Here is a 13,249-nt window from a genome sequence, read left to right on the forward strand (position 1 = left end):
GTTCAGGCTGCCTGAATATTCGTTGGGCGCGTAGTTTTTATTCTACGATACCAAAAATGTCTTCTTCTTTCATGACCAGCAATTCTACGCCATCTGCTTTTACGGTTTGACCGCTGTATTTACCGAAAATCACTTTGTCGCCAACTTTCACGTCCAAAGCGCGGCGATTGCCATCGCGACCCAATTTGCCTGCGCCTACGGCAATCACTTCGCCCATATCGGGTTTCTCAGTGGCAGATGGTGCCAAAATAATGCCAGATGAAGTTTTTTCTTCTGCTTCCAAGCGTTTAACAACTACGCGGTCGTGTAAAGGACGGATATTCATAAATAATTCTCCAAATTAAATTGTGTGTTAAGAAAGGGAAATTTCTGATAACGGCAAAATAAGGCTGCTTGAAACAAAATTCAAGAGTGGTACACAAAAATTTTTCAGACTGCCTTTTGTTCATCAAAGACAGTCTGAAAATTATTGATTATTTGACAATGGTTACGGCAGAACCCGCAATATTGTGTTGTACGCGTATGTTAATATTGCGACCACGATTGGCATCTAAAAATTGATATTGTTTTTCAGTGATGAGGAAATCTTTCCCCCTAAGATATTCGTCTGGACTGGCAATTTGCCAAGAATAACGGTAGCTGTTTAGGCGAGATTGCTCTAAACGCGCAACACGGACTGTTTTGTATTCACTAGGCGCACCACGAATCAGTAAGGCACTAAGTAACAATAAAAAACTGCTAATCCCTACCATGCAGCAAACCAAGTGCAGCACTTTTTCTACAAAATAAGAAATTTGCCATGGAAAACCAAGTTTATTCAAAGATGGTAAGTAATGGCTTGATTCTACTTGTGTAAATGCAAATAGACTCACAATGGGCGAGACTACCCAAAAAGTTTTTTCAAAAATTTCGGATAATGCGTAGCTAGGCGGAAAACTGCTTAACCAAAAATAATAATTTAGCAACAATGGGATAACCAAAAATGCAATAATCATTTGGCGTTTGCGTTGGGGACGGATGTGCATCATAATGTTTAAATTGGATTTAGAATTAAATGGTTAAATAAAAATTTGGATTGCTGATTTTTTCAGATTAATTTCTTTGAAAGACGATTTTATGCGTTACCTGAAACGTGTCTAGCCGTGCAGAATACTCAATTTTGTGAATTCGTGTCAAATTTGGTTTAGTTTTAGTATTCTCATTCTTCTAACCTATTGTTATCAATATAAAGCATAAGGATTTATTTATGAATCATATTTCGGAAATTTGGCAATTCATTCGTGAAGAAACCACACAAGCTGCCGCCACCGAACCTACTTTAGCCAGTTTTTTGCACCTAACGGTTTTGCGTCATAAATCATTGGCCAGTGTATTGGCATTTCATTTATCAAGCAAATTATCCAATAGCGTGATGGATGCACGCAGCCTGAATGAATTGTTTTTGGAAGCCTTGATTGATGATGCAACCATTGTGGACGCAGTTCAGGCAGATATTTGTGCGTATTATCAGCGCGACCCAGCTTGTGATCAATATTGTTTGCCAGTGCTGTATTTTAAAGGTTTTCACGCGATTCAAGCGCATCGGATTAACCATTGGCTATGGCATCATGGGCGTAAAACATTGGCATATTTCTTGCAAAACCGTGCATCGGAAGTGTTTGGTGTAGACATTCACCCAGCCGCTCGATTTGGGCGCGGCATTATGATTGACCACGGAACAGGCGTAGTGGTCGGTGAAACAGCAGTTTTGGGAAACGATATTTCTATTTTACATGGTGTTACGTTGGGCGGCTCTGGCAAAGAATCAGGCGACCGTCATCCCAAAATCGGCGATGGCGTGATGATTGGCGCGAATGCGTCTGTATTGGGTAATATCCGTGTGGGCAGTTGCGCGAAAATTGGGGCGGGCAGCGTGGTGGTGCGCGATGTGGACGAATTTACCACAGTTGTGGGCGTGCCAGCCAAAGCCGTAGGCGGTTTGTCTGTGTGTAAACCTGCTGATGAAATGAATCAAGATTTTATTGACGATGGTTTTTTGTATTTGGGTGCGGGAATTTAAAACCTGAACGGGGACAAAAATCCATTTCACGTTGGCTATGAATACAGGTTCTTAGTAAAATTAACAAAGTTAGCCAAAATTTATTTTTCAGGCAGCCTGAAAAATACCGTAAATCCAAAAAATATTTTTATTTTATTGATAATTAAATTATGCTCAGTAACCAAATTATTCAAATTCTTGCCGATGGCACACCGCATCACATCACCGAATTGGCAAACGCCGTACATCATTCGCCACAACAACTCAATACTATTTGGCAACAAACCGCGCCTCATATTCGTGGTTTATTGCGTCAAAAGGACGGCTTTTGGCGGTTAATTCGTCCTTTGGCGGTGCTGCCTGAAACACAAGAGCATGATTTTTTTGATATTCGTGTATTATCGTGTACCACTTCCACAAACGATGAATTGTTACAACGTGCGCGTGATGGCTTACCGATTCATCGTCAAGTGGTCGTGGCACATGAGCAAAGTGCAGGGCGTGGGCGACAAGGGCGCGTGTGGGTACATCGTTTGGGCGAATGTTTGATGTTTAGCGTGGGTTGGTCGTTTATGCAGGAACAGGCGCAATTGGGGGCGTTGGCGTTGGTGGTAGCATTGTCGTGCCAGCGTAGTTTGCAGGCATTGGGGTGTGCTGTGCAAATTAAGTGGTCTAATGATTTGGTGGTGGGACGGGATAAATTGGGCGGTATTTTGATTGAATCATTGCGCCAAAATCATCAAACACATACCGTAATTGGTGTGGGCATTAATTTTGTTGTGCCCAAAAATTTGGCATACACCACATCGCTTCAGGCTGCCTGTTCGCGGAAAATGACTGCGGGGCAAGTGTTGAATCAAATTTTAGATGCGTTGCATGAAGATTTAAATTTATTTTCACAACAAGGATTTATTCCTTTTCAGGCTGCCTATCAAGCTGCACATCGCGATCATCAACAAGAAATTTGTATTTTACAAAACAATGAAATTGTAGAAACAGGAACGGTATTAGGCATCGCCAATAATGGTGCGTTAATTTTGCAAACTGAAAATGGTGAAAAACACATCATGAGTGGCGAAACCAGTTTGCGTCTTCCCGAACAAATTGCACAAAATCCAACGGTTCAGGCTGCCTTAAAAACACGGTATTTATTGCTGGACGGCGGCAACAGTCGTTTAAAATGGGCGTGGGCGGAAAATGGTATCATCACACATACCAATCATTCACCGTATCGTGATTTGCAGATTTTGCAACAAGAATGGCTGAAAATGGGCGGTGATGATGTGCGCGTGGTGGGTTCGGCGGTGTGTGGGTTGGCGAAACAAGCGATGGTGGCAGCACAATTACCGCACGTCAAAATTGAGTGGCTAAGTTCTATGAAACGCGCTTTAGGCATTTACAATCATTATCAAAACGTGGAACAGCATGGCGCAGACCGTTGGTTTAACGCGTTGGGAAGCAGGCAATTTAGTCAAAATTCGTGTGTGATTATGAGCTGTGGGACGGCGGTAACCATAGATGCACTCACGCAAGACAATCATTATTTAGGTGGAACAATTATGCCAGGGTTTCATTTGATGAAAGAATCATTGGCACTTAGAACCGCTAATTTAAATCAACCACTTGGAAAATTGTTCCCTTTCCCGACCACCACTGCCAATGCTTTGGCTGGCGGTATGATGGACGCGGTGTGTGGTTCGTTGATGATTATGCACAGTCGTTTGAAGGCGCGTATGAATCATGCCACAGTTGATGTCATTATGACGGGTGGTGGTGCGGGTAAAGTCGCAAAATCTTTGCCTGAAACGTTCATTTTAGACAATAATGTTAAAATTGTAGATAATCTTGTGATTTTGGGATTGTTAAATTGGCTGGAAAATCAATCTTGAATTTTCAGGCAGCCTGAAACAGTGGGTAAATCGTTTGTGTTTTAAGAACCTGTGTTTGTCAGATTGATAACTTGATTTTATTGATAATTTTTGCGAATTTTTAATTTTGTAAGGAACCTTGTATGAAATGGCTGTTTGCTACTTTGGTGGCGTTGAATCTAATTGTTTTTGCGGGCATGATTGCCAGCAAAATGCTCAAACAACATATGCCCGTTGCTGCCACGCAACCTGCTCAACCCACCATTATTATTAATGGTAATGATTTGGTTACTAAAAAAAGCAGTGCGTCAGAACCCACAACGCCCCCAGTTGCCGCCGCCAGTACCGCAACAACCAACACCACAACCACTGGCAATAACAAACATGATTCGCGTAATAATAACAACGCACGCGATGACAAACGAACTCGCAACGAAACACGTAATAATGATAATCGTCACACAGTCGTTACCAATGCTGATATAGCCAAAAATACGGGCGGTACTTCACAAGCTAAATACCGTGAATGTTCGGCGCGTGTGAGTATGCCCGAAGACGATTATCATCGCATCAAAGGTTTATTGGGACGTTATCCACATGCTGCCAGCCGTCAAGTAGTGGACAATGGTGGCGAAAGCGCGGCGCGTATGAATGTTGTGTTCATGCAAGTGAGCGATCAAGAAGCCAGTGCCATTCAAGGCATCGTAGGACGTTATGGACAATTAAATCGTGCGGCGTGTGGTCGTTGATTCTTTAATTTGGTTTTAAGAACCTGCATTCACAGTTAAACATAATGTCTTTTTGTTCCATTTAGCACACGCTTGCTGCGTTGAATTTCACGCCAATAGGAACGCCATTAGCGTGAAATTCGCCTGACATAAAAATCCATTTTACGTTGGCTATGAATACAGGTTCTAATATTTTTCAGGCTGCCTGCAATATCTAGGCAGCCTGAAATTTTGATGATGATTTCAATATGCTAAAATCCGCTTTTTCTTGATTCAGGCAGCCTGAAAATGTCCTCATCTACCGCACAACGCATTTTACAAGACACCTTTGGTTATCCCGAATTTCGTGGCAAACAAGCCGAGATTGTCAACACCATCGCTCAAGGTGGTAACGCGTTGGTGTTGATGCCTACGGGGGGCGGGAAATCGTTGTGCTATCAAATTCCTGCATTGATGCGCGAGGGCGTGGCGATTGTCGTGTCGCCGTTGATTGCGTTGATGGACGACCAAGTGGCGAATTTGCGCGTGGCTGGTGTTCACGCGGCGGCGGTGCATAGCGGTACGCCTCCTGAAACCATACGACAGTTAGCGGACGACATTCATTCAGGCAGCTTGAAATTATTGTACGTTTCGCCCGAACGTTTGGTATCCGAACGGTTTTTGCGTTTTTTGGATAATACCCAAGTCAGTTTATTTGCGATTGACGAAGCACATTGCGTGAGTCAATGGGGACACGATTTCCGACCAGAATATCAACAGCTTGGCATACTTGCCGACCGTTATCCTAACGTACCACGCATTGCCTTGACGGCCACTGCAGATGCGGAAACACGCGCCGATATGAAATACTATCTGCAATTGACAGATGCGCCAGAATTTGTCTCCAGTTTTGACCGCCCGAATATTTATTATCAGGTAATAGAAAAACACAATGGTAAAAAGCAATTGCTTGATTTTATTAAAAAACAAATGCACTGCCAAAATGGCATTATCTATTGTTTGAGTCGCAAATCGGTGGAAGATGTTGCCGAATTTTTGTGCGAAAACGGCTTGAATGCGCTGCCGTATCACGCGGGTTTGAGTTTGGAAATTCGCCAACAAAATCAATATCGTTTTACCCACGAAGACAATATTATTGTTGTGGCAACGGTTGCGTTTGGTATGGGCATTGATAAACCTGATGTGCGATTTGTTGCGCATTTGGATATGCCGCAAAGCATTGAACATTTTTATCAAGAAAGTGGACGAGCTGGACGTGATGGGTTGCCTGCAGTCAGTTGGTTGTGTTATGGCATGAATACGCTGGTGTTGTTGAAAGAGCGTATTTTTGATAGTCAAGCATCTGATTTTCAAAAACAAATTGAATTTCAAAAACTCAATGCGATGTTTGATGTATGTGAAACGGTTGCTTGTCGCCGTCAATTATTGCTGCGACATTTTGGTGAAACGAGTGAGCCGTGTGGTAATTGCGATAACTGTTTGCATCCGCCTGTACGATTTGATGGCACGGAATTGGTGCAGAAATTGTTGAGTTGTGTGTACCGTGTGGGGCAGCGTTTTGCGGTGAGCTATGTGATTGAAGTCTTACGTGGTAAATCAACTGATTGGATTCAGCAAAATGGTCATCATAAATTATCTACGTTTGGCATTGGTGCAAATTTGAGCGATAAAGATTGGCGCAATGTGGCGCGACAATGTATTGGATTAGGCTTATTAAACAATGATATGAATAATCATCAAGCCTTGATTTTGACAGAAGCAGCACGCCCTGTATTACGCGGTAAAGAAACCGTGATGTTGCGCCCACTCAAGCGCGAAAAAGCCGCCACCAAAGTTGCCAAAACCGATATTTGGCTACGTACCGAGCGTGAAGAGCGTTTGTGGCAAGCTTTGCGTCAATGGCGTTTGGCGAAAGCCAGAGCAGACGATGTGCCTGCGTATGTGATTTGTGGCGATAAAACGTTGCGGGAAATTGTGGAAAAGCTGCCTGAAAGTTTAGCGGATTTGCGCGAAGTTTACGGTATGGGCGAAGCCAAAATTGACAAATTTGGCGATGAAATTGTGGAAGTGGTGGCGCAATATGTTCAGGCAGCCTGATTCGTTAAATTAATCAAAAAATTTTCAGGTCGCTTTTGGATGAATTCAGGCAGCCTGAAAATTTTTTTGTTTATTCGTATATTTTAGCTTTTTAACTCAATAACTAAGATAAATTAATGATATAATTATATTTAATTCATTAAATTAAGGGGTTTGATTTTTTCAGGCAGCCTGAAAATTTAAGCAGTTATTCAATTCATATTTTTCACGCCATTTTAATCAGGAGGCATGATGACAACACTTTTACTTTACACATCGGCTTATTTCTTTTTTGCGGTAACGGCTGTGCTGTTGTGCCAAAAATTTGGGTTAGGTTCGGTCTTGGGTTATTTATTGGCTGGGATGTTAATTGGACCTGCTTTTGGTATTGTGGGTAAAGAAGCCGAATCAATTCAACATATTGCCGAATTTGGTGTGGTCATGATGCTGTTTTTGGTGGGCTTGGAGTTGGCACCACAAATGCTGTGGCGAATGCGGCATAAATTGTTGGGATTGGGTGGTTTACAGGTGTTGTTGACGCTGGCGGCGATTATGGGCATTGCGCTGGCATTGGGTTACAGTTGGCAAATTGGCGTGGTGGTAGGGTGTATTTTTGCGTTGTCATCTACAGCGATTGTGCTGCAAACTTTTGCAGAAAAACAATTATTGAATACGGCTGGCGGGCAAGCTGGTTTTGCGGTGTTACTGTTCCAAGACGTGGCGGCGATTCCGATGTTGGCTTTGTTGCCGTTGTTGGCGATGGGTGGCACGACACATCAAACGGCGGACGCGCATTCATCTAGCAATTGGCTAACACATCAAGATGCTTGGGTTGTGGCGGCGGTGAGTGTGGCGGCGATTATTTTGATTGTATTGGCGGTGCGGTATTTGGTGCCGTATGTATTTCGTTTTATTGCGAAAAGTAAATTACATGAAATGTTTACTATTTTTACATTGGCAGTGGTAGTGGGTATTGCGGCATTGATGTCCATGATTGGTTTATCGCCTGCATTGGGGGCGTTTATTGCTGGTGTGGCGTTGGCAAATAGCAGTTATCGCCATGAAATGGAAAGCCATTTGGAGCCATTTAAAAGCATTTTTTTGGGGCTGTTTTTCATCACGGTTGGTGCAAGCATGAATTTCAGTGTTCTGGTTGCCCAATTTTTCCCAATTATTGGCATGACGTTGGGGTTATTGCTGGTAAAAAGTTCGGTGCTGTGGTTATTGGGGAAAATTTTCAGGCTGCCTACTTTGGGGGGGCAATTGTTTGCGTTGGCGTTGGCGCAAGCGGGTGAATTTGGTTTTGTGCTGTTGTCTATTGCGAATCAACACAAATTATTGCCCACTCAAATTCATGACCGCGTATCATTGGTGGTGGCTTTATCTATGGTTTTGACGCCATTGTTATTTATTTTTTATGATAAAGTTTTGTCGTCACGCGCCATTCGTGGAGAAAACAGCGAGCGTCCAAATGATACCGTAGACGAAGAAAACCCCGTGATTTTATTGGGACATGGACGTTTTGGGCAACAAATTAACAGTATGTTGGTTTCGTGTGGTTTTCACACAACTGTGATTGATAATCATGCTGAAATGGTGGAAGGTTTGACCAAATACGGCATCAAAACTTATTACGGTGATGCCACGCGCCCAGAATTACTCAATTCAATTGGTTTACACAAAGCTAAATTATTGATTGTGTGCGTGGGTGATAAATCCACCGAAGTGGTGGAATTTGCCAAACGCTATTATCCCAATTTAACTATTATCGCACGCGCTCGTGACCGTTTACACGCTTACGATTTGCATCATGCAGGCGCAGATTATATTGTCCGTGAAACCGCCGATGCAGCCCAACGTACGGGGCGCATTGCCATGCACCAAATGGGTTTGTCTCAAGACCAAGCGCGTGAATTAACAAAATTTTATGCGGCACGAGACCGTTATCAATTGGATACATTGGCAGAATTGTACAATCCTGACGTGCCAATTTTTTCTAATACCGAAATGCTCAAGGCAGCACGAGAAATTGACAATGAAACACAAGAAATGATGCAAGCCATTATTCGTGGCGAACACATTGATTGGCAGGAAAATCCAAACAGTTGGGTACGCATTAAAAAAGGTATTTCGTAGGATTAAAATTTTTCAGGCAGCCTGAAAATGAGAACCTTTATTCATTTCACGTTGGCTATGAATACAGGTTCTTAAATTATGTGAATTTTAAATCAAACGGTGTTCTTCTAATTTACCCAAAAAATAGGGCATTTGCGCACGCCAAGTTATCCAGTCGTGAGGCATATCCGCACCCCAATAATCAAACCATGCTGGAATGTGTTTGGCGTTAAATGCTTGTTGCAAGCGTTGGGTATCGGCGATGTGTTGTTCTTCCCACGCGCCTTGCGCCACTGCCACGATGTAGTGATTTTGTCGATAACGTTCTAATGCGTCGGGATTATTTTGTCCCCAAATATAATCAATGGGCGAATTAAAATACACGGCTTGGTCATCGTAAAATTCATGCGTGAAGAAACGCGCATCGTACACACCACTCAATGCAATGACCATATCAAAAGCATCAGGGTGGCGTAAGCCAAAGTTTACCGCGTGAAATCCGCCCATGCTGCAACCTGTTACCATCAAGCCGTCCTGCCACTGTGATTCATAGCGAATCAATGGCACCAATTCATTCATAATATAACGGTCATACGCATTGTGTGCCAATGCCATGTCATGCGCGGATTTGTGTTTTGCCAACCAAGATTCGTTGTCTACGGAATCAGGCGTATAGATTTGAATGATGCCACGTTCAATAAATGAGCGGCACGCATCAATCATGCCAAAATTGCCAAATTCGTGGTGGCTGCCTCCAGATGATGGAAACACAATCACAGGTTTTCCAGCGTGTCCATATACGTTAAAAAACATTTCGCGACCCAATTCGCTACTCCAATGGCTACGGCTTTCAAATTTCATTATTTTTTCCTTAAGTAAATGGTGAAATAAAATCAAAATGTTACAAAACCATCACACTTGCCATGTACGCATGGTACATAAGGGCGTTCGTAATATTGTATTGATTTGAATTTAAAGCACTATATTTCACCATGACTGAATTATTCTTTGATTTTTTTGGTTCGTGTGCGAGTGGTGGTTGTCGTTTTGGTGCTGACTTTGCTGCTGCCGCCGCGCATTTCGTCAAAAAATTCGTCGTTATTTTTGGTTTTTTTCACTTTGTCTAATAAAAATTCGGCGGCTTCAATATCGTCCATGGAATGCACCACACGGCGCAACGCCCACATACGCTGTAATTGCTCTTGTGGGACGAGTAATTCTTCGCGACGTGTACCTGATTTGTTGATGTTAATGGCAGGGAAAATGCGTTTTTCAGCCAGCCTGCGTTCTAAATTTAATTCCATGTTGCCAGTGCCTTTGAATTCTTCAAAAATCACATCGTCCATACGGCTGCCTGTTTCCACGAGTGCGGTGGCGATGATGGTCAGTGAGCCACCTTCTTCCACATTTCGTGCTGCACCAAAAAAGCGTTTGGGGCGGTGCAATGCGTTGGCATCAACGCCGCCCGTCAGTACTTTACCTGAAGTTGGCACAACGGTGTTGTAGGCGCGTGCCAAACGTGTGATGCTGTCCAATAAAATCACGACATCTTTTTTGTGTTCTACCATGCGTTTGGCTTTTTCAATAACCATTTCAGCGACTTGTACATGGCGTTGCGCGGGTTCGTCAAATGTGGACGACACCACTTCACCGCGTACACTGCGCATCATTTCGGTTACTTCTTCGGGGCGTTCGTCAATCAGTAACACAATTAACATGACATCGGGATTATTGGCGGTAATGGCATGGGCAATGTTTTGCAACATCACGGTTTTACCTGTTTTAGGGGGCGCAACCAGCAGCGCACGTTGTCCTAAACCAATGGGCGAAATCAAATCAATAATGCGTCCTGTGATGTTATCCACGCTTTGAATATCGCGTTCCAGTTTTAATTGTTTGTTTGGGAATAGGGGGGTTAAATTTTCAAATAAAATTTTGTGGCGACATTTTTCGGGGTGGTCGCCATTTACTGTGTCCAAACGCACCAATGCGAAATATTTTTCATCGTTTTTGGGGACGCGGACTGTGCCTTCAATGGTGTCGCCAGTGTGCAAATTAAAGCGGCGGATTTGGTTGGGTGATACATAAATATCGTCTGGACAAGCCAAATAAGATGTGATGGAGCTACGTAAAAAACCATAACCATCAGGTAAAATTTCCAATGTACCGGAGCAGATAAATTCGCGTCCGTCTTTCATCATTTCACGGACAATAGTAAATACAAGGTCTTGTTTTCTTAAGCGGTTTGCATTTTCAATGCCCATTTGTTCGGCTTGGGTGAGTAAATCGGTAATGTGTTGAGTTTGAAGTTCTGAAACGTGCATGGTGATGTCTATCAATAGATTAAGATAATTAAAGAGAAATAAAAGGTTAAAATATTTTCAGGCAGCCTGAAAAAGGAATAATAAAAAATGGTTTTATCTAGAAAGGCAGCCTGAAATGGCAAAATTAGAACTGTTTTAGATAATTAACTGTTTGACGGCTTAGAATTTTAATCGTGCTGCTAAATTATTGTCAAGCGTGAATAAATAATATGAATGATGAAAGTGATGGTCGGATTGTTACCATTTAAATTGATACAAAGGTATAGACAATTTGACAGCAATCACATTGAAAAAATCAAAAAATATTTAAATGATTAATCCATTTGGTTTTTTTATGTTAAAATTAGCGTGTTTTTTCTTTTTTGCCAGTGTACAGCATTTTTTTGAAAGGTCGATTTGGCACAACTATGATTAACTTAATCAATAAAAAGTGGTTTCAAATAATGGGTTTTTGGGCGATGAGTTCGGGGGCTTTGGCGGCAGGTAAAATGCCTGTTTCTATCGGCAATATGCCTGAAATGATGGTCAATTCTTCTAGCAGCCAATTCCCAACCGATGGAGCATACAGCCAAAATTACGCGAACGGTAACCGCAAAATGTTGGGTTATTTTAAAAATGGGCAGCCTGACGGTGTGTGGACGCGTTGGTTTGACAACGGTAATAAATCGCAGGAATTGCATTTTGTGGCGGGCAAACTGCATGGCAAAGGCACAATGTGGTATCCTGATGGTAAGCCATTGAGTGAAAAATATTTTGAAAACAATATTGAACAAGGCAAATCCAAAGCGTGGTATGAAAATGGTCAGAAAAAACAAGAAATGGTCATGCAAAATGGACAACAAGTCAATTTAATGACTTGGGATAAACGTGGCAATTTGACTTCTGAATTCAATATTCAACATGGAAAAAATACAGGTGTGGCATTGAGTTGGTACGAAAATGGCAACAAACGCAGCGAACGTTTGTACGAATCAGGTGAATTGATTTCCGAGCAAAGTTGGGATATTGATGGTAATTTAATTGAGTAAATTCATTCGTCAAAATATTTTCAGGCTGCCTTGAGCATGATTCAGGCAGCCTGAAAATAATTATGGATTATTTTGCGGTGCTTTACCGCGTTGCAAATAAATGGTGGCGGATTGATTGCGTACCAATGAAATGCTTTCGCTATCCAAATACTCGCCATTGTCTAATTGATAATAACGGACAAAATATTCACCTGCATCTAATTGATTTAAAGTCATTTGGTCGCGTTCTAAAATGAAAAACGTGCGAATCGGTTGCGGACTGTTTTTCTCATAAAGTTGTGCGAATACATCAGATGAATTGCGAACATTTTCAATTACTAGTTTGCCATTGCCCATACCAGAAATCACAGGATAACCTTCCACATAATTGGAGTCTTCAGGAAATGGATTGCCATTTGGAGCGGTGTTGGGGCGTGTGTACGATTCGTTTTCATTGGAGGTGGGTGCAAATTCCCCGTTTTCGGTAACATTTACTTGTTGTGTTGGCACGTTATCATGAAAAATCAGCGACAGTAACTGCGTTTTTTGCAACCAACCCCAGCCTTGCCAAATTACCAAACCAAACAAAACCACTGAAATCGCCAATAAGCCCATCAATATCCGTTTATAAGATGATTGATGTTGTTGGTGCGTGGAAAAATAATCGGTTTGATAAGCGTGATGGGTTTGGCGTTTGGGTTGGGGATAATGTGGCTCTTCGTTTTCTTCTGTGTCGTAGTAGGTAATGGATTGGGCTTGTACAACAGTTTGTTGTTGTTGGAGATATTGCATGGTAATCCATTTATCGTGTTCAGCACGCGATTGTGGATTAGATAACACTTCATAAGCGCGATTGACAATTTGCATGATGCGATGCGCATCTGGGTCATCACTCAAATCGGGGTGATATTTTTTGGACAATCGGCGATAGGCTTGACGGATTTCGGCGTCTGTTGCGTTTTGCGTGAGTTGTAAATTATCGTAGTGGGTATGAATATGATGCATAGTGCGGCTTCAATGTTTTCAGGCAGCCTGAAAACGGTATGATTATTTAATAGTGGGTATTTTATGGTGGATTAAAATAAAAACCTGT

11 protein-coding genes are annotated in these 13,249 nt (G+C 42.3%); 6 read left to right on the forward strand and 5 right to left on the reverse strand.

Annotated features, from left to right (window positions below):
* Positions 1–37 precede the first annotated feature (37 nt).
* Together BWP33_RS05165 and BWP33_RS05170 are read right to left on the reverse strand one after the other, a co-directional pair.
* Positions 38–325 (reverse strand): co-chaperone GroES, encoded by a 288-nt coding sequence (locus tag BWP33_RS05165; RefSeq protein ID WP_002642046.1) that lies wholly within the window; start codon positions 323–325, stop codon positions 38–40.
* A 148-nt stretch (positions 326–473) separates the two neighbouring features.
* Entirely contained in the window at positions 474–1,028 is a 555-nt protein-coding gene (locus BWP33_RS05170) for a hypothetical protein (RefSeq protein ID WP_002642045.1), read from the reverse strand.
* A 218-nt stretch (positions 1,029–1,246) separates the two neighbouring features.
* On the opposite strand from BWP33_RS05170, the gene cysE reads away from it, so the two are divergent.
* The 5 genes from cysE (at position 1,247) to BWP33_RS05195 (ending at position 8,846) form a co-directional block, all read left to right on the forward strand.
* Positions 1,247–2,059, forward strand: a complete 813-nt coding sequence (gene cysE, locus BWP33_RS05175) for a serine O-acetyltransferase (protein ID WP_002642044.1) — start codon at positions 1,247–1,249, stop codon at positions 2,057–2,059.
* Positions 2,060–2,208: 149 nt separating this feature from the next.
* Entirely contained in the window at positions 2,209–3,927 is a 1,719-nt protein-coding gene (locus tag BWP33_RS05180) for a biotin--[acetyl-CoA-carboxylase] ligase (RefSeq protein ID WP_002642043.1), read from the forward strand.
* 122 nt (positions 3,928–4,049) lie between these two features.
* A complete protein-coding gene (locus tag BWP33_RS05185) occupies positions 4,050–4,655 on the forward strand; it encodes a hypothetical protein (RefSeq protein ID WP_002642042.1) in 606 nt (201 codons plus the stop codon).
* 267 nt (positions 4,656–4,922) lie between these two features.
* Positions 4,923–6,731: a DNA helicase RecQ gene (gene recQ / locus BWP33_RS05190; protein WP_002642041.1), complete on the forward strand. Its 1,809-nt coding sequence runs from the start codon at positions 4,923–4,925 to the stop codon at positions 6,729–6,731.
* 231 nt (positions 6,732–6,962) lie between these two features.
* A complete protein-coding gene (locus tag BWP33_RS05195) occupies positions 6,963–8,846 on the forward strand; it encodes a monovalent cation:proton antiporter-2 (CPA2) family protein (RefSeq protein ID WP_002642040.1) in 1,884 nt (627 codons plus the stop codon).
* Between the two features lie 87 nt (positions 8,847–8,933).
* Here the strand turns inward: BWP33_RS05195 and BWP33_RS05200 are convergent, their stop codons facing one another.
* Positions 8,934–9,686, reverse strand: coding sequence for an esterase family protein (locus BWP33_RS05200; RefSeq protein WP_002642039.1), 753 nt, complete (start codon positions 9,684–9,686; stop codon positions 8,934–8,936).
* A gap of 140 nt (positions 9,687–9,826) precedes the next feature.
* A complete protein-coding gene (gene rho / locus BWP33_RS05205) occupies positions 9,827–11,149 on the reverse strand; it encodes a transcription termination factor Rho (RefSeq protein WP_002642038.1) in 1,323 nt (440 codons plus the stop codon).
* A 407-nt stretch (positions 11,150–11,556) separates the two neighbouring features.
* On the opposite strand from rho, the gene BWP33_RS05210 reads away from it, so the two are divergent.
* A complete protein-coding gene (locus BWP33_RS05210) occupies positions 11,557–12,177 on the forward strand; it encodes a toxin-antitoxin system YwqK family antitoxin (protein ID WP_051010357.1) in 621 nt (206 codons plus the stop codon).
* A 60-nt stretch (positions 12,178–12,237) separates the two neighbouring features.
* Here the strand turns inward: BWP33_RS05210 and BWP33_RS05215 are convergent, their stop codons facing one another.
* On the reverse strand, positions 12,238–13,161 hold the full coding sequence (locus BWP33_RS05215) for a J domain-containing protein (protein WP_002642036.1): 924 nt from the start codon (positions 13,159–13,161) through the stop codon (positions 12,238–12,240).
* Positions 13,162–13,249: the final 88 nt, after the last annotated feature.

Source organism: Simonsiella muelleri ATCC 29453 (assembly GCF_002951835.1).
GTDB lineage: Bacteria > Pseudomonadota > Gammaproteobacteria > Burkholderiales > Neisseriaceae > Simonsiella > Simonsiella muelleri.